The organism is Lachnoclostridium sp. An138 (assembly GCF_002160765.1).
Classification (GTDB): domain Bacteria; phylum Bacillota; class Clostridia; order Lachnospirales; family Lachnospiraceae; genus Laedolimicola; species Laedolimicola faecalis.
Window position 1 is genome coordinate 80,081 of record NZ_NFLF01000003.1, and the last position, 26,537, is coordinate 106,617.

The following is a 26,537-nucleotide window of genomic DNA, read 5'->3' on the forward strand; positions in this document are numbered from 1 at the left end:
TAAGGCCGGCCGTCAGACCGGCCGGAAGAGTTATGAAACGTACAAATGATCTGGGACACGACGAAGTGTTTCCACTGGTACTGCGCCTGGCGGTTCCCACTATGCTGGCGCAGCTGGTGAATGTGCTGTATTCGATTGTAGACCGTATGTATATCGGAGCGGGAGTGGGAAGTCTGGCTCTGGCAGGAGTGGGAGTCTGCGCGCCTATTGTGACGCTTCTTTCCTCCTTTGGTTCTCTGGTTGGCATGGGCGGTTCTCCGCTGATGGCTATGAGAATGGGAGAGGGAAATAAAAAAGAGGCTGGAAGAATCCTGAATAACGGCTTTCTGATGCTTCTGGCGCTGTCCATAGTTTTAACTGTGATATTTCTGTTTTCCAAAGAATATCTGCTGATGTGGTTTGGCGCGAGCCAGGCCACCTTTGCGTATGCGGATATTTATATGACCATTTATACGGCGGGTACCTTTTTTGCCCTGATGGCCGGCGGCATGAACAGCTTTCTGATTGCGCAGGGCTTTTCCGGTCTTGGCATGGCGACAGTGGTTCTGGGAGCGGTCATGAACATTGTGCTGGACCCGGTGTTTATTTTTATTTTTCACATGGGCGTGGCGGGAGCGGCCATCGCCACAGTGATTTCTCAGATCGCGTCCTGCGTTTTCGTCCTTCTGGCGCTCAGAAGCCGGAAGATGCCGGTACGTCTGGGCTGGGGAGGCTTTCGGTGGAAGACGGTCCGGAGAATCGCCGCCTTTGGCCTGTCGCCGTTTCTGATTATCGCCAGCGACAGTATTCTTCTGATTGTGCTGAACACGGTGCTTCAGCGCTATGGGGGGCCTGGAGAAGGCGACATCCTGGTGACCTGCGCGACGATTGTACAGAGCTATCTTCTGCTTATTACAATGCCCATGGGCGGGATTACGCTGGGAAGCCAGCCGGTTATCAGCTTCAATTACGGACGGGGGGACGCGGTCCGTATCAGAAAAGCCCTGCGCTGCATCGTGGGCCTCTGCCTCGGCTTCTGCGCCTTTATGATGGTGATAACTTATACGGTCTCTCCGCTGTATGTGTCTCTGTTCACGAAAGAAGGGGAAATCGCGGCGCGTTCAGTCCATTATATCAAGATTTTTACGGCCATGATCATTCCGCTTGCGGTGCAGTATCCCCTGGTGGATGAGACGACGGCCCTGGGACAGGTCAGGCTGGCGCTCTTTTGCTCGGCCTTCCGGAAAGTGATTTATCTGGGAAGCCTTCTGCTTCTGCCGGCTCTTTTCACGGCCGAGGCGGCCTTTTTCTCTGAACCTGCGGCGGATGTGGCGGCAGCTGTGATGACAACATGCCTGTTCCTGTACTTTTTCCCGCGGGTGATCGCAAAGCGGAAAGCTCTGATGGAGGAACCGGCAGAAAAACCGGTGGAAGAATCTACGGAAGAATCTGCGGAAGAATCTGCGGAAGAATCTGCAGAAAGACCTGCGGAAAAAGCTGCGATTTAAAAGGGAGAATTCCGGGAAAATATAAAACGGATAAAAAAATCAGGAGACAGTTCCGGGCCGGCCGGCTGTCTCCTTTCTGCGTATTTTTACAGATATGTTCCGTCAGATTTTTCAGACATCCGGGTGAGGGACGCCCTTTACGCAATTGTCTCGATCTCCACCTGGGGAAGAAGCTCATTTATATCGCTTTCCCGGGCAAGCAGGGTCCCTTCCTGCCGCAGGGAACCGGCTGCCGCCGCCATGGCATAGCGCAGCATATCTTCGGAACCGAGATGCTTCCGGAGCGCAAAGCACATGCCCGCCACCATCGAGTCGCCGGCTCCGGTCAGGCCTTTGGCTTCCACGCAAAGGGGCCTGGCCCGGTATGTATGTTCTCTGTCCAGCAGGATGGCGCCATCTGCGCCCATGGAGATGCAGAGATAGGGAATTCCGCTGTCTACGACGCTGCGGGCTACCTCCAGCGGCCCCCGTCCGGCTTTCAGCTCAGTCTTGAAAGCCTGCTCGAACTCCATGCTGTTGGGCTTGAGCAGGAACGGCTTTTCCTGAAGCCCCAGAAGGAAGGGCTCTCCGGCAGTGTCCAGCACTGTCTTCACATCTTTCCGGTGCGCCATGCGGATAAGCCGCTGATAGATATCAGCGGGAACTCCCGGCGGAACGCTGCCGCTTAAGACAAGGATGTGGGTATCCTCCAGCCGGGCGTCGATCTCGTCGATCAGCTTGTCAATGGCAGAGGAGGATACAAGAGGACCGGCCTCATTGATTTCGGTCATGACATGGGCAGCCTGGTCAAACAGTTTGATGTTGGTTCGGATGGAACCGTCCGCATAGACAAAATGGTGCTTCAGCCCCCGGCTGTTCAGGGTGCGTTCCAGAAGGCTTCCGTTGTTCCGGAAATTGAGGCCCATACAGATGGTGTCTTCTCCCAGATTGTTCAGCACGGTGCTTACGTTCAGCCCTTTTCCGGCCAGATCGCTGCGGGACGCCTCTACCCGGTTATAGGCTCCCACCTGCAGCCGCTCAAGATAAATGGTTTTGTCAATGCAGGGGTTTAGAGTTACAGATAATATCATGGACAAATCCTTTCGTTTTCGTGGTTTTTCGTACACTTTTGTGGAATATAGATACATTATAGGGGCAGAACTATTAAATGTCAAACAAAAGACAGGCGAGAAAAGCGAAAACAGCCGGAAATTTTCTGCGGCGCCATGTCTGACAGATGGAAGAATCTGCAGGGACAGTCTTGACAGAATATACCGTTCGGTATACAATAAAAGAACAAACATACACAGCACAAAACAGTAGAAAGAAGGATGTCTGTGGACAACAGAGAACGGATTCTTGAGACGGCGCTGGAGCTCTTTTATTCCAGAGGCTATGACGCGGTGGGAGTTCAGGAAATAGCGGAAAAATCTGGCGTTACCAAGCCAACGCTCTACTATTATTTTAAAAGCAAATACGGCCTTCTGGAGCAGCTTCTGGAGACCAGGGGAGAGCCGTTCCTGGAGGAGCTTCGGTGGGCCTGCGCCTATCATGGCGAACTGAAGGATACGCTCTGCGAGACGGCGGCGGCTGTGGCGGCCTTTGCGAGGAGAGAACCGAAATTTTCTCTTTTGTTCGTGGCCCTGTATTATTCTGCCAGGGAAAATGAGGCATATCAGGCGGTCCGGCCGCTGGTGCACCGCCTGCAGCAGGATGTGGAGGGAATTTTCCAGGCGGCGGCAGCTGACCTGGGGAACATGAACGGCCGGCAGAAGCAGTTCTCTCTGGGATTTATCGGTCTGGTGCTTGTCTATCTGATGATGAAGAGCGACAGGCGCGAGGGAAAAGTGATTGAGATATCCCGTGAGGAGATTGAAGCGCTGGTCCATCAGTTCATGCACGGCATCTATTCCTGAGCGGCAGCCCCGAGAAGAGGACTGCGGAAATGGGGACTGGGGACTGGGATCAGGCTGTGTCAGAAGAAAATCGGAGGAGGAATCATCATGTCGAAATGGTACGAAGAGGCCATTTTTTATCATATTTACCCGCTGGGGCTTCTGGGAGCGCCGAAGACCCATCAGGACGAAAGGGAGGTTCACCGGCTGAGAGAGCTGGACCCGTGGATCGATCATATGAAAGATACGGGATTTACCGCAGTATATATCGGCCCGCTGTTTGAATCCACAAGCCATGGCTATGACACGAAGGATTACAGGAAGGTGGACAGCCGTCTGGGAGACAATGAGGATTTCCGGCGCTTTGTGGAGAGATGTCATGAGAGCGGAATCCGGGTGGTGGTGGACGGCGTGTTCAACCATACGGGCCGCGAGTTTTTCGCTTTTCAGGATCTGCAGAAGAACAGGGAACATTCTCCGTATGCCTCCTGGTATCAGGATGTGAATTTTCAGGGGAACAGTCCTTTTCATGATGGTTTCTGGTACAGAGCCTGGCACGACTGCTATGAGCTGGCAAACCTGAATCTCTGGAATCCGGAGGTGAGAAATTATCTGCTGGATGTGGTGCGCTTCTGGATCGATGAATTTGACATTGACGGAATCCGCCTGGACTGCGCCGACTGCCTGCATTTTGACTTTATGAAAGAGCTTCGGAGGGCCGTGGAAGAGAAAAAGCAGGATTTCTGGCTGATGGGAGAGGTGATTCATGGAGACTACTCCCGCTGGGTCAACGGGGAGATGCTTCACTCTGTCACCAACTATGAGCTGTGGAAAGGACTTTATTCCGGACATAACGATCACAATTATTTTGAGATTGCCCATACAATCCGCCGCCAGTTTGACGCGAACGGAGGCATCTACAGAGGCTGCAGGCTTTACAGCTTCGTGGATAACCATGACGTGAACCGGATCGTAAATACGCTGCAGGACAGGAACTTCCTGCGTTCTGTCTATACGCTGCTTTATACGCTGCCGGGCATTCCCTCCGTATACTATGGAAGCGAATATGGAGTGGAAGGAAAGAAGGAGTGGGGCGGCGATGAATACTTACGGCCCTGCCTGAAGCTGGCGGAACTGGAAGAGAACCCGCCGGTGCGGGAACTGCCTGCTCTGCTTCAGACCCTGGCGGAAGTACGCCGGAAGGAGCCGGCGCTGACAGACGGGGTGTACCGGGAACTGCTGCTTACCAACCGCCAGTATGCGTTCGCCAGAATCCTGGGTCAGGAAGCGGTAGTCGTGGCTGTGAATAACGACGAAAAGGAAGCGCGTTTTGAGATTCCCTGCCCTGTTCCGGGGGCAGAAGCTGCGGAAGTCTTTACAGAAAAGACGCAGAAGATAGAGAATGGAAAAATCATATGGGAGATGCCCGCTTACGGAAGTGCGGTATTTACAGTAAAACAGGGGTGAGATTATGGAAGAAAGAAAAAAAGGAACAAAGGGAAGCGGAAAAAAACGGCCGGATAATTTCGTGACAGATCTGGATCAGTATCTGTTTGGCCAGGGAACCCACTATGACATTTTCCGGAAGCTGGGAGCGCATCCCACCGAGTACCGGGGAAAGAAGGGCGTATACTTTGCGGTATGGGCGCCTCACGCCCTGAAAGTACATGTGATTGGGGATTTTAACGGATGGGATGAGGAAAGCTGTGAGATGGAGCGGCTGGAGCCTCTGGGAATCTGGGAATTGTTCGTTCCCGGGCTGAAGGCTGGAGCTCTTTATAAATATCTGATTGAGACTCCGGATCACCGCCGGCTTTATAAGGCGGACCCATTCGCATCCTCTGCGGAGATGCGGCCGGGCACTGCTTCCCGTGTGGCAGACATTACCGGATTTAAATGGACGGATCATACCTGGATGGAGCAGCGGCGGGAAAAGAAGATGACTGAAGAACCCATGAGCATCTATGAGGTTCATCCCGGCTCCTGGAAAAAGCATCCCCATGGTCCGGACGAGGACGGCTTCTACAATTACCGTGAGCTGGCCAGCAGCCTGGCAGACTATGTGCATGAGATGGGTTATACCCATGTGGAACTGATGGGAATCGCGGAGCATCCCTTTGACGGGTCCTGGGGATATCAGGTGACAGGTTATTATGCTCCCACATCCCGCTACGGAAGTCCTCAGGACTTCATGTATCTTGTGAACTATCTGCACAAGAAAAAGATTGGCGTCATTCTGGACTGGGTGCCGGCTCATTTTCCGCGGGATGCCCACGGCCTTGCGGATTTCGACGGCCAGCCGCTGTACGAATATCCAGATCCCCGGAAGGGCGAGCATCCGGACTGGGGTACGAAGATTTTTAACTACGAGATGAACGAAGTAAAGAACTTCCTGATTGCCAACGCTCTCTATTGGGTGGAACAGTTCCATGTGGACGGCCTGCGTGTGGACGCGGTCGCTTCCATGCTGTATCTGGATTACGGAAAGCAGTCAGGACAGTGGGTGCCGAACAAATACGGAGGAAATGAAAACCTGGAAGCAGTGGAGTTCTTCAAGCATTTGAATTCTGTTCTGCTGGGCCGCAACCCGGGCGCCATGATGATTGCCGAGGAGTCCACAGCCTGGCCCAAGGTTACTGATAAGCCGGAGAATGACGGCCTGGGCTTCTCCTTTAAATGGAATATGGGGTGGATGAATGATTTCCTGGAATACATGAAACTGGACCCCTATTTCCGTAAGGGAGCCCATAACCTGATGACCTTTGCCATGACCTATGCTTACAGTGAAAATTATATTCTGGTGCTTTCCCATGACGAAGTGGTGCATCTGAAATGCTCCATGTACAATAAGATGCCGGGGTATCCGGATGACAAGTTCGCGAACCTGAAGGCGGCCTATTCCTTTATGATGGGCCATCCCGGGAAAAAGCTGCTCTTTATGGGCCAGGAATTCGCCCAGCTCCAGGAGTGGAGCGAGGCCAGAGAGCTGGACTGGTATCTTCTGGGCGAAGAGCGCCATCAGCAGATTCAGAATTATGTGAAGGCGCTGCTTCATCTGTACAAGACTCATCCGTCCCTTTATGAGCAGGATACCTATCCGGAGGGCTTCCGGTGGATTAACCCCAATGACGCGGACCGCAGCATTTTTTCCTTTATGCGTTTTGCGAAAAACGGCAGAAGGAGTCTGCTCTTTGTCTGCAATTTCACGCCCATGGCCCGTCCTGATTACCGGGTAGGCGTTCCGAGAAGAAAGCAGTACAAGCTGGTGCTGGACAGCGACGCCGCCATTTACGGCGGCAGCGGCCAGGAGAAGCCTTTGATTTACAAGGCAGTGAAGGGCGAGTGCGACGGCCAGCCCTACTCCATCGCCTACCCGCTGGCGCCTTACGGAGTGGCTGTGTTTGAGTTTTAGGGCTGAAATAAGAGTGGAATAAGTGGAATAAGAATGAAATTGAAATTAAGAAAGAAATTGAAATAAGAATGAAATGAGAGGAACATAAAAGCAGAATCCGGTTTTGCGTATATAGTTCGCGGTTTATAGACGGCGCCGGCGTACAGGGGAGTGCAGAGCTTCCCTGTACGCCGGCGCCGTCGGCCTTTTTTGTTTCCGCACCGCGCGCAGGTATTATATATACCTTACGACTCACTGTCATCTTCTGTCACGGCTGCCTTATCCAGCGCCCGGCTGACGGCGTCCAGGAGAACCTGGGAGGTGTACTGGTTTTCTGACGCGTAGGTGAGTCCTTCCAGGGACTGGGTAGAGCAGATCTGTTCCGCAAGGCTCTCCAGGGCGGGCTCCATCAGGGGATACATGGTTTCCAGGGCTTCGCTGACGTTTACCAGCTGGATGGATTCGATCTCCTCCGCGCTGACGGTCACAGCCACGTCCACAGCGCTGCCGTTCAGCATGATGGAGGAGGTGTATACGCCCGGTATGTACTTTTCGGAAGCCGCGGCCGTGTCTGTGCTCTTATCCTTCGGAGAGAACATGTAGACCAGAAGAAGGATCAGAAGAATGCCAAGGGCCACGAAGATTCCCGTATAGATTAATTCTTTCATGCGGAGGACGACGATTTTTGTTTTTGAGCTCAAGGAAAGCCCCTCCTGTATGTTTCGATTGTTATAAGGTATGAGAAAGAAGGGGGAAATATACTTGAGCTTTTTTGCCCCGCCGGGATTCTTCTTGACAATCGATCAAACCGGCGCTAAAATTACTAGGAAACTAGTAAAATAAAAATGGAGGAGGCGCGTGGTTTTGTGGAAACAGGAAAAATGATCAATAAAATCTCTCACCGGCTTCGGAGACGTTCCCAGGCTGTGCAGAAAACTGTGGGAATCAGCGAGGCCCAGGGGAGAATTCTGGACTATATTCTGGTGGAGGGAGCCAGACGTCCGGTATATCCGAAGGATATTGAAAAGGAGTTTGACCTGCGTTCTTCCACGGTGACGGGAGCGCTGAGCGCCCTTGAGACGGAGGGGCTGATTGCCAGAGTGCCGGATGAACGGGACGGCAGGCTGAAGAAGCTGGTATTTACGCCGAAGGCGGACGGAATCCGGGCGGCCCTTCAGGGAGAAATAGAAGAGACGGAGAAACGGATGCTGCAGGGAATCTCGGAGGAAGAAAAGGCAGTGTTCCTGGAGCTGGCAGAGCGGATGCTGAAAAATCTGGAATAGAGGAGTGAAACAGATGGAAGACAATGAACTGATGGGGAGGATGAAGGTGTCGAAGGCTGTGGCAAAGATGGCCATACCCAGCGTCATCAGCAGTCTGGTGACGGTGGTTTATAATATGGCTGATACCTTCTTTGTGGGACAGACGGGAGACGCTCTTCAGGTGGCGGCGGTGAGTCTCACCAATCCCATATTTATTCTGATGATGGCCTTTGCAAACATGTTTGGAATGGGAGGAAGCGCGGTGGCTTCCATGGCTCTGGGCGAGCAGAATAAAAAACGGGCCAGAAACGTGTCGGCCTTCGTGCTGTATGCGTCTTTGATCGTGGGAATTGTGTTTATGCTGGTTCTTATGGTCTTCATGCAGCCGGTTCTGACCCTGTTTGGAGCCGACTCCGAGACCTATGAATTTGCCAGGGGATATACGTTCCATATTTCCTACGGGGCTCCGTTTATCATCTGGTCGGCAGCCTGCAGCTTTGTGATCCGCGTGGAGGGAGCGAGCCGGGAAGCCATGATTGGAAGTATGATCGGAACCATAGCCAATATTGTGCTGGACCCGGTTTTCATCTCCGTCTTTGGTATGGGAGCTACGGGCGCGGCGATTGCCACGACCATTGGAAACGTACTGTCCTGCCTCTATTTTCTGTGGTATTTTCTGAAGAAGTCCAGACTTCTGTCCCTCAGCCCAAAATATTTCCGGTGCGGGGACGGAATTCTTGTGAAAATCTGCAGCATCGGCCTGCCAACGGCGATTTTTTCGGCTCTTATGAGCCTGTCCACCATTGTGCTGAACCAGATTCTTGTAGCGTATGGAAACGCCCCTGTGGCAGCCATCGGCATTGTGTTCAAGGCGAACATGTTTATCACCTTCCTGCAGATGGGCCTGGCCAACGGCGTGCAGCCCCTGCTGGGTTATAATTACGGAGCGGGGAATATGGAACGCTTTCAGGCGGTGGAACGGTTCACGAAAAGATGCTGCCTGATTGTGGGAATCGCGTCTGTGATCCTGTATTATACCTGCAGAGAGTCCGTGATCCGGATGTTTATCAATGATGAAGAGGTCATCCGCTACGGCGTGCAGATGCTGATTGGATATATGCTTTCCGGTCCGGTGATTGGATTTCTTTTTATGAATATGAACTGCCTGCAGTCTGTGGATCATGCTTTCCCGGCCACAATCCTTTCGATTCTGCGTCAGGGAGTGCTCCTGATACCGCTTCTGTATCTGCTGGACGCTCTGTTTGGACTGAACGGCGTGATTTACGGGCAGAGCGTCACAGATTACATTGCGGTGGGGCTGTCCGTCGTAATCTGGCACAGAGCGCGCAGAAATCTGGATAAAAAAAGCAGCGGCAGGAACTGCGGACAGCAGGAGTATGTCCGGGCTTCGTAGGCCTGAAAAGTCCTGGACAGAAACGCCCTAGACAGAAGCGCCGGTGCCGCCCTGGTGCTCGATGAAGCCCTCGCCCAGCACTTCGCGCACATCCGTTACGATGACAAAGGCGTTCGGATCGCAGCCCTTGGCCAGATCCTTCAGGCGGACAATCTGTTTTTTGGCCACGACACAGAACAGCATGTTTCTGGCTTCGCCGGAATACATGCCGGTGGCCGGGATACCGGTGACGCCCCGGTCAAGCTCGTCCATAACCAGTGCGGCCAGCTCTTCCGGCTTTTCGGTAATGATAAAGGCGGCTTTTGAGAACTTCAGGCCGTCGATGATGCCGTCGGAGATCTTGGAAGTCAGATAAATGGCGATGATCGCGTAGAGCGCCATCTGAATTCCATAGAGATAAGCGCCCAGAATGACAATGGCAGTGTCGATGATCCACATAATGGAAGCGATGCTGTAATGGCGCAGGAAATGCTGAATCAGCGCCGCGATCAGCTCCGTACCGCCCGTGGTGGCCTGGGCCACAAGAACCAGTCCGATGCCGACTCCCATGAAAATGCCGCCGTAGAGAGAGGACAGAAGAAGATCGCCTTCAGCCAGCGGGATCACGGGGAGCGCGGAAAGCCAGAAGGACAGCATGAGGGTCGCGAAAATGGTGCGGACCAGATAGTGAAAGCCTTTCAGGCGGATGGTAATGAGAAACAGTGGAATATTAAGTACAAGGTTGGTGACAGACAGCGGGATTCCTCCGGGAATCAGATGCTCTGTAAACTGCTTGACAATGATGGCGATACCGGTGAAGCCTCCGGTGATCAGGCTGGCCGGTTCCAGCACGGAAGCTGTGGCAAATGCCATCACAGCTGTTCCGACGATGATAAGGATATAATTTCTGAGGGTGGTTTTTATATTGATTGCAGACATGACAGCCTCCTTGCTGAAAAAATTTTTCCATATTCTTTCCCTGCACACCAACGCTATCACAGGCAAAAGGAAAATGCAAGGCCCCCGGGAAAAGCCGGGGCGGAGGTGAAAAATGGCCTCTTACATATTTTGTGAACAATGTATAAGAAAAAAATCGGAGAAAATTACTGGAAATACTGAGGATGTGCATAAAAAAATTTGCATTTCCTCTTTTCTTTTTTACAATTTTGCATTAATATATAACTTAGGTATTTTTTTGTTGCCAGAAAAATGGGGTTTTTTATTGTAAATATTGCCGGAAACCGGAGAGAGAAGGCTCCGGAATGACTGTCAGCGATATGCACAAAACTATATAATTCAGAAGGAGCGGAGAAAGTTATGATTTCAAACCAGATACTGCAGAATACGATTGACGGACTCAAGGGGATAACCAGAATTGATCTCTGTATTATAGATACAGAAGGGAAGGTGCTTGCTTCTACTTTCCCTGAGGCGGATTCCTATACGGGCTCCGTTCTTGCGTTTATTGATTCCCCGGCGGACAGCCAGGTGATTCAGGGCTTTCAGTTCTTCAAAATCTTTGATGAGAATCAGCTGGAGTATATTCTGCTGGCGGGCGGCGGAAGTGAAGACGCCTATATGATCGGAAAACTGGTAGTATTCCAGATTCAGAATCTTCTGGTGGCCTATAAAGAGCGCTTTGATAAGGACAACTTTATCAAGAATCTTCTTCTGGACAATCTTCTTCTGGTGGATATCTATAACCGGGCGAAGAAGCTTCATATCCAGACAGAAGTGCGGCGCGCGGTATTTATCATAGAGACTGGAAGAGAAAAGGATACGGCTTCCCTGGAAAGCGTGCGCACGCTGTTTGGCCCCAAGTCCCATGATTTCATCACGGCAGTGGATGAGAAAAATATCATTGTAGTAAAAGAGCTGGGAGAAAATGAAGGGTATCCGGAGCTGAACAAGACTGCAAAGGTGATCCGCGATCTGCTGAACGGCGAAAATGATCAGCAGGTTCACATTGCCTATGGAACCATCGTGGGCGAGATCAAAGAGGTGTCCCGCTCCTATAAAGAAGCGCGGATGGCGCTGGATGTGGGAAAGATTTTCTTTGACGACAAAGACATCGTGGCCTACAGCACGCTCGGCATCGGCCGTCTGATTTATCAGCTGCCCATACCTCTGTGCAAAATGTTCATCAAGGAGATTTTTGATGGAAAGTCCCCGGATGATTTTGATGAGGAGACGCTGACTACGATCAACAAGTTTTTTGAGAACAGCCTGAACGTGTCTGAGACCTCCAGGCAGCTCTATATCCACAGAAATACGCTTGTTTACCGGCTGGATAAGCTCCAGAAGAGTACAGGGTTGGATCTGCGCGTCTTCGAGGACGCAATCACATTCAAGATTGCGCTGATGGTTGTCAAATACATGAAGTACATGGAGAACATGGACTATTAAAGGTCCTGTCCCGGGCTTTCCTGCCGGCGGACAGAATTTTCGAGGAGAGAAAAAATGATCGATTTGGAAAATGTGAAAAAATCGTATGCTACGGGCGTACAGGCCCTGAACGGTATCACGCTGCACATTGATAAGGGTGAGTTTGTCTTTATCGTGGGTGACAGCGGTTCCGGAAAATCCACGCTGATCAAGCTGCTCTTGAAGGAGCTTGACCCGACTTCCGGAACGATTAAAGTGAACGGCATCAACCTGAACCGGATGAAGCCGCGCGCCATTCCCAAATACCGCAGAAAGCTGGGGGTGGTGTTCCAGGATTTCCGCCTTCTGAAAGACCGGAACGTCTATGAGAACATCGCGTTTGCCCAGCGTGTCATCATTACGCCTACAAAACAGATTAGAAAAAATGTGCCGAAAATGCTGTCGCTGGTAGGACTGGCGGAGAAGTACAAGGCGTACCCGAAAGAGCTTTCCGGCGGTGAACAGCAGAGGGTAGCTCTTGCCAGAGCTCTGGTGAATCAGCCGAATATTCTTCTGGCGGATGAGCCTACCGGAAATCTGGACCCGAAAAACTCGAAAGAGATCATGAAGCTTCTGGAGACCATCAATGAGCGGGGAACCACAGTCGTGGTTGTGACTCACAATCAGGAGATTGTGGATGCCATGAAGAAGCGCGTGATTGCAATGCACAAAGGCGTCATTATCAGTGACGAGCGTAAGGCTGGGTACACACAGCATGCGGATTAGTTCGATAGCCTACTGCATTAAGCAGGGCCTGAAAAATATCTGGAGAAACAAAATGTTTTCCCTGGCGTCTGTGGCTACGATGGCAGCCTGTATTTTCCTGTTCGGCATCTTTTTCTGTGTGGTGGAGAATTTCCAGCACATGGTGCGGGAGATGGAGAAGTCGGTGGCTGTCACTGTGTTCTTTGACGAGGGACTGAGCCAGGAGCAGATCGATGCCATCGGTGAGCAGATCCGTTCCAGAACGGAAGTAGCTGATGTGGTCTTTGTGACGGCGGAGGAAGCCTGGGACGAGTATAAGGAAATCTACTTTGAGGAGGCTCCGGAGCTGGCGGATGGCTTTGAGGATGACAACCCTCTGGCCAATGAGGCTCATTATGAGATCTATCTGACAGACGTGGAGAGCCAGGACGATCTGGTTACCTGGCTGGAGTCTGTGGAAGGCATCCGCAGAATCAATGAATCGGCGCAGGTAGCGGATATTCTGACGAATTTCAACCTGCTGATAGGATACATTTCCATCGCGGTCATTCTGCTTCTGCTCTGCGTATCTGTGTTCCTGATCAGCAATACAGTTACCATCGGTATCGCTGTCAGAAAAGAAGAGATTGCGATTATGAAGCTGATAGGAGCCACCAATGGATTTGTCAAGGCGCCTTTTGTGGTGGAAGGAATTATCATCGGTCTCATCGGAGCTTCCATTCCGCTGGCGCTGCTGTATTTCCTGTATACGAAGCTGATTAATTTTATGGGGGACAAGTTCAATATTCTGACAGGACTGCTTCAGTTCCTGCCGGTAGGCGAGATGTTCCACATTCTGCTTCCGGTAGGCCTGGGCCTGGGCGTGGGAATCGGATTTTTCGGAAGCTTTTTCACGATCCGGAAGCACCTGAGAGTATAGGAAGGCCTTTGGATTCACAGGCGCGCCGGAAACGGGCGGATAAATTAAGGAAAGTAAATATATGAAAAGAAAGCGACTGTCCGGCGCGTGTCTGATTCTCGCGGCCGCGCTGGCATTTACCTGTATTTTTACATCAGATAAGCTGCCGCTGGTATTTGCTTCCCAGACAGCAGATACGGATGAACTGGAAGAGCAGAGACAGGAGACTCAGGAAAAAATCGACGATATCAAATCAGATATCAAGTCGGCCAAGGAAAAAATCGAAAATCTGGAAAACAGCAAAAGCAGTCTTCAGAGCTACATTTCTCAGCTGGACCAGGAGGCAAATGAGCTGGAGCAGAGAATTCAGGAGCTGAACGGAGAGATTACGGACAAGGAAGCGGAAGTGGAACAGGCCAGAGTGGATCTGGCTGAGGCTGAGGCCGTAGCTGAGAAGCAGTATGAGGACATGAAGAAACGGATTCAGTATCTCTATGAAAACGGTACGCCTTCCATGCTGGAACTGCTTTTGACCTCCGACAGCATAGCGGATTTTCTGAACCGCTCCACATACGCGTCCCAGATGACCAGATATGACAGGGATATGCTGAATGAGTATATTGCCCAGAAAGAGGCCGTGGAGCAGAAAAAGCAGGAGCTGGAGCTGGAAGAGGAAGAGCTGAATCTGCTGGCAGACGCCGCGAAGGAGCAGAAGAGCGCCGTGGAAGACCTGATCGCGGCTAAAAACGCGGAAATCGCCAGCTATCAGGCGCAGATTGACAGCGAAAGCAGCAATGCGGAGGAGTACGAGGCGGATCTGGCCGAGCAGGAAAAGTTGCTGGACCAGATTGAACAGCAGATTGCCGCGGCCGCTGCTGCTGCCGCCCAGGATGGCGACGGGGACGGCGGAGCGTCAGGTTTTCTCTGGCCCTGTCCCAGCAGCCGCCGGATTACCAGCTATTTCGGCCCGAGAGAACAGCCTACGGCGGGCGCTTCCACGAATCATAAAGGAATCGATATCGGAGCCGGATATGGCTCGGCTATCATAGCCTCGGCAGCCGGCCGCGTGACGACGGCTACCTACAGCAGTTCTGCGGGAAATTATGTGGTTATCTCCCATGGAAATGGGATATCCACGGTGTATATGCACTGTTCGGCGCTCTATGTGTCGGTAGGGCAGACGGTTTCCCAGGGAGAGACCATAGCGGCGGTGGGCTCCACAGGCTATTCCACAGGAAACCACCTGCATTTCGGCGTGATTGTGAACGGGTCCTATGTAAATCCTCTGGGTTACGTGGGATGACAGGCTGGGGCCGGCCGCAGAGGGCCGCCGTGCCGAAAGGGTATGAAACAAAAGAAAAAAGCGTATATTGAAGGAAAAAGGTTACTGCGAACAGTAACGAAGAGGAGCGGGGGCTGCTGCAGATTACGGGTTACGGAATGATCTGCCGCAGCCCGCTTATCGGAAAGACGGGGAATACGGCGTATGAAGGACAGAAAACAGTTTTGGAAAGGGATAGCGGCCGGATTTGTGATCACCCTGATTCTGACAGAGGGAGCGATATTCGGACGGAATCTTCTGACGGACATGGAGGAGAAAAACCGGGAGGAAAGCGGACAGCTGAATCTGACCGGTTCATCGGTGGAAAGCAAACTGGAAGAGATTCAGGCTCTGATGGAGACCTATTATCTGGAGGATATTGATGCGGAACAGGTAGAGGATTATCTTTATAAAGGAGCTGTGGCCGGCCTGGGTGATATTTACGCGGCCTACTATACGGAAGAAGAGTACCAGAGCATGATAGATTCCACAAACGGCAGCTATTACGGCATCGGCGTGGAGATTTCCCAGAATATGACCACAGGCATCATTACCATCAGCCGGATTTTTGAGGGTTCCCCGGCAGAGGAAGCAGGTCTTCTCCCCGGCGACGTGATTTACAGGATTGCCGGAGAGGAAGTGACAGGCGAGGACCTGAACAAAGTAGTCGCTCTTATCAAGGGAGAGGAATATACGACCGTTACCGTGGAGGTGGCCCGGGACGGCGAGAGCGGCTACCTGGAGTTTGAGGTGGAGCGCCGTACCATTGAAGTGCCTACCGTGGAGTCGGAGATGCTGGAGAACCAGATAGGGTATATTGCCATTACCTCCTTTGACGATGTGACCACGGAACAGTTTATGACCGCTCTGGATACTCTGGAAAGTCAGGGAATGGAAGCCCTGGTAGTGGATCTGCGCAATAACGGCGGCGGCCTGGTCTCCAGCGTATGCGCAATCCTGGACCGCCTGCTTCCGGAAGGCCTGATTGTCTACACGGAAGACAAATACGGAAACCGTGAGGAAGAATATTCCGACGCGGAAAATTACTTTGATAAGCCTCTGGCTGTACTGGTCAACGGAAACAGCGCCAGCGCCTCCGAAATCTTCGCGGGAGCCATCAAGGATTACGGAATCGGAACCCTGGTGGGAACTACCACATATGGAAAAGGTATTGTGCAGAAGATATATCCTTTGAGTGACGGCACGGCCGTGAAGCTGACGGTTTCCAAGTATTATACGCCGAATGGGAACAACATCCACGGAACCGGAATTGAGCCGGATGTGACGGTGGAGCTGGATGAGGAGCTGATGTATGAGGTAGAGATACCGAAGGAAGAGGATAATCAGCTGCAGGCAGCGATAGAGGTGCTGAAATAATTCAAAGCGGACATTCCGCGGCTTTCTGTATCCCGTGTTCGGCCCAGGCCGCCCTCTCTTGCCGCTGTGCGGCAATTCACCTTGCGGACACACCACGGACGCCCGTATGCTTCCGGACGGACTAAAAAACAGTCCGCCTGAATCATACGGGCGTCCGCAGCGAGCCGGACACTGCGATATCAGAAAGCCGCGGAATTGTGTTTTGAAAGAGTTCAGCTGGTAGAGTGCGGGTCATCATGATTTTTCACGGACACTTGGATAATGGAAACCGGTTGAACTGTATATATGGAAAGATTCCGAGTTCTCTGCAGAGTCTCAAGGGCTGCCTTGGGGTGGCTGGTATTCAGTTTTGAAAGTTCGGGTCAGGATGGCCCGTTAAATTACAGTTTATCATTCTTCCTTATCTTCAATTTCTCGCTCAAAAATTGAATATTTCCAATCATCAGTTCCAGAAATCAGTCTCCACCCTTGCTTACCATATTCGTTCAGCTTAGCAATATATCTGTCTAACTTAACATGAACATTAAACGAAGGCTCTGCGCTTAAATCTACGGTCATATACTCATATCTTTTCATTTCTAATCTCCTTTTCAACTTTCAATTTGTCCCTGGCTTTATTATACTATGGCTGTTTACTTATTGGAATAGATGAATTGTAAACCCTCCGTCATGTCCCTTTCCCAATAGTAAGCGCCCTTTCGTTTCATTCTCGATAAATTGCATAATGGCATATCCGCGTTTCGGTGTGTATAGCGACAGCAAAATAAAGAATGTCACTTCTGTCAAGGCACCGCCTTTTGCCTGAATAGATGGTTTTAAGAAATAAATGAACATTGCAAAATGTTCAAAATAATCATAAAATAGAATAAATCTGTACAAAATGCCGGATTTTAGTTTACATAACCGACAAAATAGTGGGTTTTGCTTGTGAGATAACACGAAATTATCAAATATAGAACGAAATGAACATAAAATGAACGAAACAATCATAAAAGTATTTGCAAGACGAAGCTGTGTCCGTTACAATAATAACCATAAGGAACTGATAAATCTTTTTAAGAAAGGAAGAACAGATATGTCCAAGATTGATGAAATCACAAGAGACAGCTGGATCATGAGTACTTTCCCGGAGTGGGGAACCTGGCTCGTGGAAGACATTGAGAACGAGGTGGTTGCCCCCGGAAATGTGGCCATGTGGTGGCTGGGCTGCACCGGAATCTGGTTTAAGACTCCGGGCGGAGCGAACATCACCATTGACCTCTGGTGCGGAAATGGAAAGAGAACCCATGGTGACAACAAGATGAAGCCGGGCCATCAGATGGCGAATATGTGCGGAGGCCGCCTGATGCAGCCGAATCTGCGTAATGTGCCGTTCGTGATCGATCCCTTTGCGTTCAAGCAGGTAGACGCGGTTCTGGCAACTCATTACCATCAGGATCACATGTCAGCTGAGTGGGCAGCCCACGTAATCAAGAGCGGCATGACCACCACAGATGAGAACGGCAAGGAGATTCCGGTACCGTTCATCGGACCGAAGAAATCTGTGGAGACCTGGATGAAGTGGGGCGTTCCGGCTGACCGCTGCATTACCGTAAAACCGGGAGACACAATTAAGATCAAAGATATCGAGATTGTTGCTCTGGACAGCTTTGACCGTACCTGTATCGTAACTACAGACGACACCAGCGAGAACAGAGAAGAGCTGACCGGCGTATGCCCGACCGATATGGACGACAAGGCAGTAAACTACCTGGTGAAGACTCCGGGCGGAAACATCTATCACTCCGGAGATTCCCATTTCTCCATCTACTTTGCAAAGCACGGCAAGGATTACGATATCGACGTGGCATTCGGCTCCTTTGGAGAGAACCCCATCGGTATGCAGGACAAGATGACTTCTATCGATGTGCTGCGTATGGCTGAGAACCTGCAGTGCAAGGTCGTAGTTCCGATTCACTGGGACGTATGGACCAACTTCCAGGCGGACTGCGAGGAGATTAAGCTGCTCTATGATTTCAAGAAGGACCGCAACGAATACAAATTCCACCCGTTCTTCTGGCAGGTAGGCGGCAAGTATACCTATCCGCAGGATAAGGATAAGATTTACTACCATCACAGGAGAGGATTCGAGGACTGCTTCGAGCATCCGCAGAATATCCCGTTCCGTTCCTGCCTGTAATCATTTGAACATTCCTGTCTGCCCGGCAGCGCCGGGCGGGCAGATGTAAGGAGAAGAGCTATGTTAAGAGAATTTGTGGAAAAGAAGCATTATCTGTTCGCTGAAGAAGCCAAAGACTGGGAAGACGCCATTATCATGAGCTGCAAATCCCTGGAAGCGGACGGAACCGTAGAGTCCAATTATGCTCACGATATTGTGGAGTGCGTGCGCAAATACGGCCCCTATATTGTAATTATGCCGAAGATTGCGATGCCCCATTCCCAGGAGGGAGCGGTAGGAGTAAATAAGACGGCTATCGGCTTTATGAAGCTGGAGAAGCCGGTCAGCTTTGATCCGAACGACCCGGAAAAGGATGCGCAGCTGTTCTTTACGCTGGCTTCCTGCAATCCGGAACAGCATCTGAATAACATGATGCGTCTTTCTGAGATGCTGATGAATGAAGAGCTGGTAGCAGAGCTTCTGGAGGCAAAGGGACCCGAGGATCTGCTGAGACTTCAGGAAAAGTATCTGGACAATAAAGAGGGCTAATGTTTAACTAGAGGGAAAATCTGGAGGAAAAGTGTATGGATATTTTAATGAGAGCATGGTCGTATTTTGCTACAAATATTTTACAGCAGCCAGCATGGATGATCGGTTTGATTGTACTGATTGGTTACATACTGCTTAAGAAACCCTGGTATGATGTACTGGGAGGCACTTTAAAGGCTGTCATCGGCTACATGATTCTGGCTGTAGGTTCCAGCGGACTTGTAAACAATTTCCGTCCGGTACTGGTAGGCCTTGGCGAACGTTTCAATCTGGACGCCATGGTTATCGACCCCTATTTCGGACAGAACGCGGTTACCGCAGGTGTGGAAGAAGTATTTGGAAAACCGTTTTCACAGGTTATGATTCTTCTGCTGCTTGCGTTTGTTATCAATATTCTGCTGGTACGCTTCCGCAAAATCACGAAGCTTCGTTCCCTGTTCACCACAGGACACGTACAGGTACAGCAGGCTTCCACTGCTTACTGGCTGATCCTGTTCGCTCTGCCGGGACTTCTGACGAATAACACAGCGCTTCTGATTGTCATGGCTGTTGTTCTGGGTCTGTACTGGGCCGTAGGTTCCAACCTGACCATCAAGCCGACGCAGGAGCTGACCGACGGCGCGGGCTTCTGTCTTGGACATCAGCAGATCATGGGCGTGGCTCTGTTCTCCTGGATTGCCGGAAAATGGCATGACCATGATATCAAAAAGGGAAAGAAGGCATCCAAAAAGATCGAGGATATCGAGCTTCCGGGCTTCATGTCCATCTTCAATGAGAACATGGTATGTACCGCTCTTCTGATGACCCTGTTCTTCGGCATCATTCTTCTGCTTCTGGGACGTGATTACCTGACAGAGGCAGGCTTCCTGGCAGAGGGCGCAAGCTTCCTGTTCTATATCCTGACCACCTGTCTGAACTTTGCCGTATATCTGGCAATCCTGCAGCTGGGTGTTCGTACCTTCGTAACTGAGCTGACCAATTCTTTCCAGGGTATCGCGAACAAGCTGCTGCCCGGCTCCATTCCGGCTGTTGACTGTGCGGTATCTTACGGATTCGGTTCTCCGAACGCGGTTCCCATCGGTTTCCTTGCAGGAGCCGTAGGACAGTTCCTGGCTATCGGCGCTCTGATTCTTCTGAAGAGCCCGGTACTGGTAATCGCCGGATTCGTGCCTGTTTTCTTTGACAACGCGACCATCGCGGTGTATGCTAATAACAGAGGCGGTATGAAGGCTGCGATTGTACTGCCGTTCATTTCCGGTCTGTGTCAGGTATTCGGTTCCGCGTTCATCGCAAGCTGGGTAGGCATGGCTGCATACGGCGGATACCTTGGCATGTGGGACTGGGCAGTAGTATGGCCGGTGTTCACAGTTCTGATGAAGTACTTAAGCTACGCAGGTCTGGCGATCGTTATCATTGCGCTTCTTGCGATTCCGCAGATTCAGTACAAACTGGACAAGGACGGCTACTTCCTGATGACCGAGGACTGGGAGGCTTACAAGGAGCTGAAGGCTAAGAAGGCTGAATAAAAACCGCTCAAAATTTTATAAAGTATTGGAGGAATTAAGATGCTGAACATTTTGGTATGCTGCGCAAATGGCGCCGGAACAAGTCTGATGATGAAGATGACCGCTGAGAAGGTCATCAAGTCTCTGAACGTGAAAGTAGGAAAGCTGCATCACTGCTCTCTGTCTGAGGGAAAGAGCGCCGCTACCCAGTTTGACGTTGTATTCTGTCCGCTGAACTTCATTTCCATGTTCAAGGACGCAGAGGCAAAGGGCGTACATGTAATTGGTCTGAAGAACGTAATGTCCCAGGCTGAGATGGAAGAAAAACTGAAAGAGTCTGGAGTGCCGCTGAACTAAGCGGCAGATTGGGGGAAGGTTCTTCTCAGGTCCGGGAGGCCTGAGAAAGGACCTTCTTTCCTTCTAAGATGAAAAAAAAGATAGCCTGTGGGAATCTTTTTATCAGGAAAGGAGCGACATGAAAGCAAGCCGTTCGATTGTAAACAGCCGGCGGGAGAGAATCCTGGAGACTGTTCGCAGCGAGGGAGACGTGACAGTCAGCACGCTTGCCGAACAGCTTCAGGTGTCGCCGCTGACCATACGGAGAGATCTGCAGTATCTGGAAGAGCACAAGCTTCTGGAACGTTTTTACGGCGGGGCCCGTACGGGCGGCGCGGAGGAGGCCCGGAAGAATAGCCGGGAACTGCGCAAGGAAAGGATTGCCCGCTATGCGGCCAGTCTGGTGGAGGACAGAGACAGCATTTTTATCAATACCAGCTCCACAGCCCTGGCCATGGTAAAATACATTAAGAGCCGGCGCGTGACGATCATCACGAATAACGGGAATATCATCAACGAAGAAAATCCTTCTCAGGCGACCATCATTCTGCTGGGCGGAGAGCTGCGGTATATGAAGGGCGCCATGGTGGGTGATTTTGCAAAGAATAATCTGTCTCAGGTTACGGCCAAGAAAAGCTTTATCGGGTGCAGCGGACTGAGCCCTGATATAGGGATGACCACCGAAATGGTCAGCGAGGTAAACCTGAATCAGATGATGTTTCAGCGTGTTACAGGAACCTCTTACATTCTGGCAGACGGCACCAAATTCGGAGAAAAAATCGGCCGCGTGTCGTGTCCGCCGGAAAAGATAGAGAATATTATAACGGATATGTCTGCTCCGCCAGAGATGGTGCGGCAGTTCCGTGAGATTGGAACCTGGGTATACCAGGTAGATTAGGAGACAACAATGAAAGTAAATAAGATAAAGACACATGAACTGGAGAAGTGCTACGCAATCAGCCCTCTGACCTACAACGGATCAGAGCATATCCTGATTGCGGCGGAGAAGGTGAACAAGTGCCTTCTGTTTGACCTGGACGGAAATCTGGAGGAGACCGTATGGGATGAGCCGGGCGGAACCATGAGCATGGTACAGGTTCCCGGAAGCAACGGACAGTTCCTTGCAACCCACAAATTCTACTCCCCCAATGATTCCAAAGAGGCAAAGATTGTTCTGGTGACTCCGAAGGCGAAGAACGACTGGGAAGTAAAGACCCTCGTAGATCTGCCCTTCGTACACCGTTTTGACATTCTGACCAGGGGCGGCGTGAACTATCTGATCGCCTGCGCGCTGAAATCCGATCACGAGTACAAGGATGACTGGAGATTCCCCGGAAAGATCTGGGTCGGCGTGCTGCCGGATGATCTGAGCGGCGTGGATGAGGAGCATCAGATTGAGCTGACCGTGCTCAAGGACGGACTTCTCAAGAACCATGGTTACTGCCGCGTGGAGGAGAATGGAGGAGTCTGGGCTGCCGTAGCGGCCGACAACGGAATTTTCAAGGTAGTTCCTCCTGCGGAAAAGGGCGGTGAGTGGACTGTGGAGACGCTGACGGAGGATGCTGCCAGCGACATGACCTTCGCTGATTTTGACGGAGACGGAGAACTGGAGATGCTGGTCATGACTCCGTTCCATGGAGAGATCGTGAAGATTTACAAAAAGGTAAACGGCGCCTATACCTGCATCAAGACCTTTGACAAGACCTATGAGTTTGCTCATGGCATCTGGGGCGCAGAAGTGTTCGGCAAGGGCGTGGCCATCATCGGACACCGCAAGGGAGAGCGCGATCTGCTGGCCTGCACCTATGACGGCAGCGACTATGTGATGGAAGTCCTGGATCATGATGTGGGACCGGCCAACGTGCGTGTCTATGAGAAACCCGGCAAGGTAGGCCTGGTATCCACAAACCGCGAGATCAATCAGATTGCCTTTTACGAGATTGACAGTCTGTAAGAGCCAAGAACAGGGGAGCAGGGAGTCGGCAGCCATCCGGCTCCCGGGGCGACAAGAAAGGAAACGCAATGAAAGCATATACCATTGGATTATACGAAAAGGCCATGCCGAATACTTTGAGCTGGAAGGAAAAGCTGGAAGCGGCCAAAGAGGCGGGTTATGATTTTGTGGAAATCAGCATCGACGAGACGGACGCCAAGCTTGCCCGTCTGAACTGGACAAAGGAAGAGCGCCTGGAGCTGGTAAAGACCATGTACGAGGTGGGAATTCCGGTCCGCAGCATGTGCCTGTCAGGACACCGCAAATATCCGCTGGGAAGCAGCGATCCGGCTGTCTGCGCCAGAGGCATGGAAATCATGGAAAAAGCCATTCAGCTGGCGGATGACCTGGGAGTTCGCATCATTCAGCTGGCAGGCTATGACGTATACTATGACGAGTCCACTCCGGAGACCGTGGCACGCTTTGGGGAAAATCTGAAGAAAGCGGTCCGTATGGCGGCCAGAGCGGGCGTTCTCATGGGCTTTGAGACCATGGAGACCGAGTTTATGAACACCTGCGCCAAGTCCATGAAATATGTGGACGCCGTAGGTTCCACATACCTGAACGTCTATCCGGACTGCGGAAATATCAACAACGCGGCCCTGACCTATGGCACGGATGTGCTGGAGGATCTGCGCACCTGCGCGGGTCATGTGGTAGCCATGCATCTGAAGGAAACCGTGCCCGGAAAGTTCCGGGACATGATGTTCGGAGAAGGACAGGTAGACTTCCCGGCCATGATTGACACGGCATGGGAGATTGGCGTCCGCCGTTTCGTGACAGAGTTCTGGTATCTGGGAAAAGAAGACTGGAAATCTGATCTGCATTTCGCCTGCAGCGCCATGAGAAAGCTTCTGGATCAGAAGAACGACGATTGAAAACAGTGTATTTTTTCTTGAAAGAAATGCCTGCAGACTGTAAAATAAAGTTACAGGATTCGGAGGACGGCTGTCCGAAGAAAGCCGGAATATTCTGAGTGTGATTGGGGGATGCCCGGTCAGGAAGGAGAATAAAAATGTTAGAGGAACTGAAAAAGAAAGTATACGAAGCCAACATGGAGCTTCCGAAGAGAGGGCTTATCACCTATACCTGGGGAAATGTCAGCGGCATCGACCGCGAGAGCGGACTGTTTGTCATCAAGCCCAGCGGCGTGGAATATGACCTTCTGAAGCCGGAAGATATGGTAGTCATCGATCTGAACGGAAACAAGGTAGAGGGAGATTACAATCCGTCTTCCGATACGCCGACTCATCTGGAGCTTTACAAGGCATTCCCGAAGATCGGCGGCGTGGTTCATACCCACTCACCCTGGGCAACTTCCTGGGCCCAGGCCGGACGCAGCATTCCCTGCTACGGAACTACTCACGCAGACTATTTCTACGGTGAGATTCCCTGTGCCAGAAGCCTGACAGAGGAGGAGATCAACGGAGAATACGAGAAGAATACAGGTCTTGTCATTATTGAGACCTTCCAGGGCAAAGACCCGATGCACATTCCGGGCGTGCTCTGCACAAACCACGGACCGTTTACCTGGGGTACAGACGCGGCCAACGCGGTACATAACGCAGTCGTGCTTGAGGAAGTGGCTAAGATGGCTTACCGCACCGAAGCTCTGAAGCCGGGCGTGGCTCCGGCTCCGCAGGTGATTCAGGATAAGCATTTCCTGAGAAAGCATGGGGCAAATGCTTACTACGGACAGGTTAAAAGATAAAAGAATTTTACGGGACGCCCCTGCGGATTTCTGTATCCGTTGTCCGTCCCTTCTCTGACAGCCGTGTGCTTCCGGCCGGACTGAAAACCAGTCCGCCGGAATCCCACAGCCGTCCGCGAAGAGGCCGTACATCTGGATATCAGAAATCCGCAGGGGCTGTTTCGTGAAAGTGTTTTATGGGCGGGCTGCAGTAATATTTTTTATTCTGCCGGATTGTATGTCTTTGATGTGCCTCTGGATTTTTTCTTCCGGCCAGTCCCACCACCTGAGCTTCTGGAGAACAGCTATGGTTTCTTCCGGGAAGCGCCTGCGGATTGGTTTTGCCGGAACGCCGCCGACGATGGTATAGGGAGGCACGTCCTTTGTCACGACGGCACGGGCGCCGATGACCGCGCCGTCCCCGATGGAGACACCGGCCAGAATGACGGCTTCGTATCCGATCCATACGTCATTGCCGATGACGATATCGCCTTTATTGTCCCAGGCATCCGATATATTTTGAATATCCAGATCCCATTCTTTAAAAAAGATGGGGAAGGGATAAGTGGACAACGAAGACAGAGTGTGGTTGGCGCTGTTGAACAGGAATTTTGCTCCGCAGGCGATGGAACAGAATTTTCCGATTACCAGCCGGTCGTGATTGACGGGATAGTGGTACAGCACGTTGTTCCGTTCAAAGTCCCGCGGGTCATGGACGAAATCATTGTAGATGGTGTAACTGCCCGCAGTGATATTGGGATCTGTGATAACGTTTTTCAGATAGACGGTCTGTAAATCTCCGGTGCGGGGATAGATTTTCTCTGGGTTCATAAGTTCTCCTTTCTCTCAGAAATCAGTAAATTCCCATTTTTCTATTTGCTCAAAACAGGAATTCTGTACGTAATAGACGGCCTGTTCTCCGGATGAATATACGAAAGAGACTCTAGTGGCCCAGGGCTCTTCCTGACGGACGGCACGGAGAACGGAAAAGGCGTCGGAGACGGAGAAACGGTTTCCGTATCCGTTCAGGAGCTGTGCGGCTCTTTCATATCGATCGTCACCGGGCACTGTGTACGGACGGGTGCTTTCCGGGGCAAGAAGAGAGTAATTGGTAATCAGTGAATATTTTCCGCAGTCTTCGCGCCAGCCGATACCCGGTTCGATGATCAGAGTACGTCCCTGACGGTCGGAGAACATGGCCTGCATCGTCGCATCCGGCGCATAGACGATCTTCCTGTCCTGCACGATGCGGAGAACATCGTCAAAAGTAAGCCGGGCCTGGATAAACTGCTCTGTCAGATCGGCGATTGTCATGCAGCCGGAAGTATTCCGGTATGCAGCCTCGGGATTTCCATGGACATACAGCAGAGTGCCGGCGTTTCCGCTCTGGTGAACGCCGTGATAGGAATGGCGCAGCCCGTCGGGGCGCAGGATGCCGATATAGAAACGGTCCTTTTCTTTCACAACCTGATGATCCCATGCCGCGAGATCGATGTCAAAATTAAAACCTGTGATGATATCTCCGGTATCGTTTCCCCGGTAAACAAATCGAGTGCACATGGCTTTCTCCTTTCCCTGCGGCCGATGTGCCTGAGAGAGTCTGCGGGCACGCCGGCACTGCGTTTTTCTTATATCTTATCCTGACCGTGGCTGCTTTTCTATCCCCGGGATGATACAGAATCAAACAGTATAAAAAGGCAGAGGCCGCGTCAGGGCAGCCTCTGATGATTATGGTTTCTGATAAATGATTTTTCTGATGGCATGTACAGACAGGCAGTATTTTTCGGCCAGAGAATCGACAGAACACCCCTGCTGGTACTGCTCTCTGATCTGGCGGTTCCGCCACTGTAATTCCTGCCGGTAGCCGGACGCTTCTCCCCAGCGTTTCTTCTGCTCCTGTTCGGTGGGAACATAGAGATATCCGCCCTGAATATAGCGCTGCAGCTCTCTGACCAGCGCATCGGGAAGAAGAGCCTTTGCGTTCCTGTATTTCATGCAGGCTTCCTCCTTTAGATAAGATAATCGTCAGGCGGCAAAGCCGGCATATGGTTTCTGCGGCAATGACTACTACTCCATGCAAACGCCGCAGTCTGCCGGTTTTGCATGGAGCTGTGCTTCGTTGCGTTTTGTCATTGTTTTCACTTCTCTTTCTTCTGTAAATAATTGTGGACCCT

Annotated in this window: 26 protein-coding genes; 19 read left to right on the forward strand and 7 right to left on the reverse strand. The window is 51.5% G+C overall.

What is annotated here, in order from left to right; all coding sequences use genetic code 11:
* The first annotated feature begins 32 nt into the window (after positions 1-32).
* Complete coding sequence (locus B5E82_RS03515; RefSeq protein ID WP_087306010.1) at positions 33-1,487, forward strand: MATE family efflux transporter; 1,455 nt, start codon at positions 33-35, stop codon at positions 1,485-1,487.
* Between the two features lie 137 nt (positions 1,488-1,624).
* Here the strand turns inward: B5E82_RS03515 and pfkB are convergent, their stop codons facing one another.
* Entirely contained in the window at positions 1,625-2,557 is a 933-nt protein-coding gene (gene pfkB / locus B5E82_RS03525) for a 1-phosphofructokinase (RefSeq protein ID WP_162610695.1), read from the reverse strand.
* A 246-nt stretch (positions 2,558-2,803) separates the two neighbouring features.
* Between pfkB and B5E82_RS03530 the strand changes: the two genes are divergently transcribed.
* The 3 genes from B5E82_RS03530 to glgB all read left to right on the forward strand — a co-directional run bounded on the left by B5E82_RS03530 (position 2,804) and on the right by glgB (position 6,773).
* Positions 2,804-3,382, forward strand: a complete 579-nt coding sequence (locus B5E82_RS03530; RefSeq protein WP_162610696.1) for a TetR/AcrR family transcriptional regulator — start codon at positions 2,804-2,806, stop codon at positions 3,380-3,382.
* A gap of 87 nt (positions 3,383-3,469) precedes the next feature.
* Positions 3,470-4,828: an alpha-amylase family glycosyl hydrolase gene (locus B5E82_RS03535; RefSeq protein ID WP_087306014.1), complete on the forward strand. Its 1,359-nt coding sequence runs from the start codon at positions 3,470-3,472 to the stop codon at positions 4,826-4,828.
* A 4-nt stretch (positions 4,829-4,832) separates the two neighbouring features.
* Positions 4,833-6,773 carry a 1,4-alpha-glucan branching protein GlgB gene (glgB, locus tag B5E82_RS03540; RefSeq protein ID WP_087306015.1) on the forward strand — a complete coding sequence of 647 codons (1,941 nt, stop codon included), beginning with the start codon at positions 4,833-4,835 and terminating at the stop codon, positions 6,771-6,773.
* Between the two features lie 224 nt (positions 6,774-6,997).
* On the opposite strand, the gene B5E82_RS03545 is transcribed toward glgB, so the two are convergent.
* Positions 6,998-7,453, reverse strand: a complete 456-nt coding sequence (locus B5E82_RS03545) for an FMN-binding protein (RefSeq protein ID WP_087306016.1) — start codon at positions 7,451-7,453, stop codon at positions 6,998-7,000.
* Positions 7,454-7,618: 165 nt separating this feature from the next.
* On the opposite strand from B5E82_RS03545, the gene B5E82_RS03550 reads away from it, so the two are divergent.
* Positions 7,619-8,035, forward strand: a complete 417-nt coding sequence (locus B5E82_RS03550) for a MarR family winged helix-turn-helix transcriptional regulator (protein WP_087306188.1) — start codon at positions 7,619-7,621, stop codon at positions 8,033-8,035.
* Positions 8,036-8,048: 13 nt separating this feature from the next.
* Positions 8,049-9,428, forward strand: a complete 1,380-nt coding sequence (locus B5E82_RS03555; RefSeq protein ID WP_087306017.1) for an MATE family efflux transporter — start codon at positions 8,049-8,051, stop codon at positions 9,426-9,428.
* A gap of 27 nt (positions 9,429-9,455) precedes the next feature.
* Here the strand turns inward: B5E82_RS03555 and B5E82_RS03560 are convergent, their stop codons facing one another.
* The gene (locus tag B5E82_RS03560) at positions 9,456-10,346 is read right to left on the reverse strand and encodes a YitT family protein (RefSeq protein WP_087306018.1); all 891 of its coding nucleotides are present in this window, start codon (positions 10,344-10,346) and stop codon (positions 9,456-9,458) included.
* Positions 10,347-10,724: 378 nt separating this feature from the next.
* On the opposite strand from B5E82_RS03560, the gene B5E82_RS03565 reads away from it, so the two are divergent.
* The 5 genes from B5E82_RS03565 to B5E82_RS03585 all read left to right on the forward strand — a co-directional run bounded on the left by B5E82_RS03565 (position 10,725) and on the right by B5E82_RS03585 (position 16,132).
* Positions 10,725-11,813 (forward strand): PucR family transcriptional regulator, encoded by a 1,089-nt coding sequence (locus tag B5E82_RS03565; RefSeq protein ID WP_087306019.1) that lies wholly within the window; start codon positions 10,725-10,727, stop codon positions 11,811-11,813.
* Positions 11,814-11,867: 54 nt separating this feature from the next.
* On the forward strand, positions 11,868-12,557 hold the full coding sequence (gene ftsE / locus B5E82_RS03570; RefSeq protein ID WP_087306020.1) for a cell division ATP-binding protein FtsE: 690 nt from the start codon (positions 11,868-11,870) through the stop codon (positions 12,555-12,557).
* A complete protein-coding gene (gene ftsX / locus B5E82_RS03575) occupies positions 12,547-13,455 on the forward strand; it encodes a permease-like cell division protein FtsX (protein ID WP_087306021.1) in 909 nt (302 codons plus the stop codon). The genes ftsE and ftsX overlap by 11 nt, the downstream gene beginning before the upstream one ends.
* A gap of 61 nt (positions 13,456-13,516) precedes the next feature.
* On the forward strand, positions 13,517-14,737 hold the full coding sequence (locus B5E82_RS03580; RefSeq protein ID WP_087306022.1) for a murein hydrolase activator EnvC family protein: 1,221 nt from the start codon (positions 13,517-13,519) through the stop codon (positions 14,735-14,737).
* A 183-nt stretch (positions 14,738-14,920) separates the two neighbouring features.
* Positions 14,921-16,132 (forward strand): S41 family peptidase, encoded by a 1,212-nt coding sequence (locus B5E82_RS03585; RefSeq protein WP_087306023.1) that lies wholly within the window; start codon positions 14,921-14,923, stop codon positions 16,130-16,132.
* Positions 16,133-16,522: 390 nt separating this feature from the next.
* Here the strand turns inward: B5E82_RS03585 and B5E82_RS03590 are convergent, their stop codons facing one another.
* A complete protein-coding gene (locus B5E82_RS03590; RefSeq protein WP_204876404.1) occupies positions 16,523-16,708 on the reverse strand; it encodes a DUF4177 domain-containing protein in 186 nt (61 codons plus the stop codon).
* A gap of 499 nt (positions 16,709-17,207) precedes the next feature.
* Here B5E82_RS03590 and ulaG point away from each other — a divergent pair, with 499 nt between their 5' ends.
* The 8 genes from ulaG to araD all read left to right on the forward strand — a co-directional run bounded on the left by ulaG (position 17,208) and on the right by araD (position 24,384).
* On the forward strand, positions 17,208-18,311 hold the full coding sequence (ulaG, locus tag B5E82_RS03600) for an L-ascorbate 6-phosphate lactonase (protein WP_087165961.1): 1,104 nt from the start codon (positions 17,208-17,210) through the stop codon (positions 18,309-18,311).
* Between the two features lie 60 nt (positions 18,312-18,371).
* Entirely contained in the window at positions 18,372-18,839 is a 468-nt protein-coding gene (locus tag B5E82_RS03605; RefSeq protein WP_087306025.1) for a PTS sugar transporter subunit IIA, read from the forward strand.
* A 35-nt stretch (positions 18,840-18,874) separates the two neighbouring features.
* Positions 18,875-20,365 carry a PTS ascorbate transporter subunit IIC gene (locus tag B5E82_RS03610; RefSeq protein ID WP_087306026.1) on the forward strand — a complete coding sequence of 497 codons (1,491 nt, stop codon included), beginning with the start codon at positions 18,875-18,877 and terminating at the stop codon, positions 20,363-20,365.
* 39 nt (positions 20,366-20,404) lie between these two features.
* On the forward strand, positions 20,405-20,701 hold the full coding sequence (locus B5E82_RS03615; protein ID WP_087306027.1) for a PTS sugar transporter subunit IIB: 297 nt from the start codon (positions 20,405-20,407) through the stop codon (positions 20,699-20,701).
* A gap of 118 nt (positions 20,702-20,819) precedes the next feature.
* Positions 20,820-21,578, forward strand: coding sequence for a DeoR/GlpR family DNA-binding transcription regulator (locus tag B5E82_RS03620; protein ID WP_087306028.1), 759 nt, complete (start codon positions 20,820-20,822; stop codon positions 21,576-21,578).
* 9 nt (positions 21,579-21,587) lie between these two features.
* Entirely contained in the window at positions 21,588-22,634 is a 1,047-nt protein-coding gene (locus tag B5E82_RS03625) for a hypothetical protein (RefSeq protein ID WP_087306029.1), read from the forward strand.
* Between the two features lie 68 nt (positions 22,635-22,702).
* On the forward strand, positions 22,703-23,551 hold the full coding sequence (locus B5E82_RS03630) for an L-ribulose-5-phosphate 3-epimerase (RefSeq protein ID WP_087306030.1): 849 nt from the start codon (positions 22,703-22,705) through the stop codon (positions 23,549-23,551).
* Positions 23,552-23,688: 137 nt separating this feature from the next.
* A complete protein-coding gene (gene araD, locus B5E82_RS03635; protein ID WP_087306031.1) occupies positions 23,689-24,384 on the forward strand; it encodes an L-ribulose-5-phosphate 4-epimerase in 696 nt (231 codons plus the stop codon).
* Between the two features lie 174 nt (positions 24,385-24,558).
* On the opposite strand, the gene B5E82_RS03640 is transcribed toward araD, so the two are convergent.
* From B5E82_RS03640 to B5E82_RS03650, 3 genes are all read right to left on the reverse strand, one after another.
* On the reverse strand, positions 24,559-25,194 hold the full coding sequence (locus tag B5E82_RS03640; protein ID WP_087306032.1) for a CatB-related O-acetyltransferase: 636 nt from the start codon (positions 25,192-25,194) through the stop codon (positions 24,559-24,561).
* Between the two features lie 15 nt (positions 25,195-25,209).
* Complete coding sequence (locus B5E82_RS03645) at positions 25,210-25,923, reverse strand: conjugal transfer protein (protein WP_087306033.1); 714 nt, start codon at positions 25,921-25,923, stop codon at positions 25,210-25,212.
* A 168-nt stretch (positions 25,924-26,091) separates the two neighbouring features.
* Positions 26,092-26,358: a CD3324 family protein gene (locus B5E82_RS03650; protein ID WP_087306034.1), complete on the reverse strand. Its 267-nt coding sequence runs from the start codon at positions 26,356-26,358 to the stop codon at positions 26,092-26,094.
* Positions 26,359-26,537: the final 179 nt, after the last annotated feature.

Excerpts from the sequence above, each read along its gene's own strand:
- B5E82_RS03640 (WP_087306032.1), bottom strand. The coding sequence starts at position 25,194 with ATGAACCCAGAGAAAATCTATCCCCGCACCGGAGATTTACAGACCGTC.
- B5E82_RS03565 (WP_087306019.1), top strand. The coding sequence starts at position 10,725 with ATGATTTCAAACCAGATACTGCAGAATACGATTGACGGACTCAAGGGG.
- B5E82_RS03625 (WP_087306029.1), top strand. The coding sequence starts at position 21,588 with ATGAAAGTAAATAAGATAAAGACACATGAACTGGAGAAGTGCTACGCA.
- ftsE (WP_087306020.1), top strand. The coding sequence starts at position 11,868 with ATGATCGATTTGGAAAATGTGAAAAAATCGTATGCTACGGGCGTACAG.
- B5E82_RS03515 (WP_087306010.1), top strand. The coding sequence starts at position 33 with ATGAAACGTACAAATGATCTGGGACACGACGAAGTGTTTCCACTGGTA.
- B5E82_RS03630 (WP_087306030.1), top strand. The coding sequence starts at position 22,703 with ATGAAAGCATATACCATTGGATTATACGAAAAGGCCATGCCGAATACT.
- B5E82_RS03590 (WP_204876404.1), bottom strand. The coding sequence starts at position 16,708 with ATGAAAAGATATGAGTATATGACCGTAGATTTAAGCGCAGAGCCTTCG.
- B5E82_RS03560 (WP_087306018.1), bottom strand. The coding sequence starts at position 10,346 with ATGTCTGCAATCAATATAAAAACCACCCTCAGAAATTATATCCTTATC.
- B5E82_RS03580 (WP_087306022.1), top strand. The coding sequence starts at position 13,517 with ATGAAAAGAAAGCGACTGTCCGGCGCGTGTCTGATTCTCGCGGCCGCG.
- glgB (WP_087306015.1), top strand. The coding sequence starts at position 4,833 with ATGGAAGAAAGAAAAAAAGGAACAAAGGGAAGCGGAAAAAAACGGCCG.
- B5E82_RS03585 (WP_087306023.1), top strand. The coding sequence starts at position 14,921 with ATGAAGGACAGAAAACAGTTTTGGAAAGGGATAGCGGCCGGATTTGTG.
- ftsX (WP_087306021.1), top strand. The coding sequence starts at position 12,547 with ATGCGGATTAGTTCGATAGCCTACTGCATTAAGCAGGGCCTGAAAAAT.
- B5E82_RS03615 (WP_087306027.1), top strand. The coding sequence starts at position 20,405 with ATGCTGAACATTTTGGTATGCTGCGCAAATGGCGCCGGAACAAGTCTG.
- B5E82_RS03535 (WP_087306014.1), top strand. The coding sequence starts at position 3,470 with ATGTCGAAATGGTACGAAGAGGCCATTTTTTATCATATTTACCCGCTG.
- B5E82_RS03650 (WP_087306034.1), bottom strand. The coding sequence starts at position 26,358 with ATGAAATACAGGAACGCAAAGGCTCTTCTTCCCGATGCGCTGGTCAGA.
- B5E82_RS03620 (WP_087306028.1), top strand. The coding sequence starts at position 20,820 with ATGAAAGCAAGCCGTTCGATTGTAAACAGCCGGCGGGAGAGAATCCTG.
- B5E82_RS03555 (WP_087306017.1), top strand. The coding sequence starts at position 8,049 with ATGGAAGACAATGAACTGATGGGGAGGATGAAGGTGTCGAAGGCTGTG.
- pfkB (WP_162610695.1), bottom strand. The coding sequence starts at position 2,557 with ATGATATTATCTGTAACTCTAAACCCCTGCATTGACAAAACCATTTAT.
- B5E82_RS03610 (WP_087306026.1), top strand. The coding sequence starts at position 18,875 with ATGGATATTTTAATGAGAGCATGGTCGTATTTTGCTACAAATATTTTA.
- B5E82_RS03645 (WP_087306033.1), bottom strand. The coding sequence starts at position 25,923 with ATGTGCACTCGATTTGTTTACCGGGGAAACGATACCGGAGATATCATC.
- araD (WP_087306031.1), top strand. The coding sequence starts at position 23,689 with ATGTTAGAGGAACTGAAAAAGAAAGTATACGAAGCCAACATGGAGCTT.
- B5E82_RS03605 (WP_087306025.1), top strand. The coding sequence starts at position 18,372 with ATGTTAAGAGAATTTGTGGAAAAGAAGCATTATCTGTTCGCTGAAGAA.
- ulaG (WP_087165961.1), top strand. The coding sequence starts at position 17,208 with ATGTCCAAGATTGATGAAATCACAAGAGACAGCTGGATCATGAGTACT.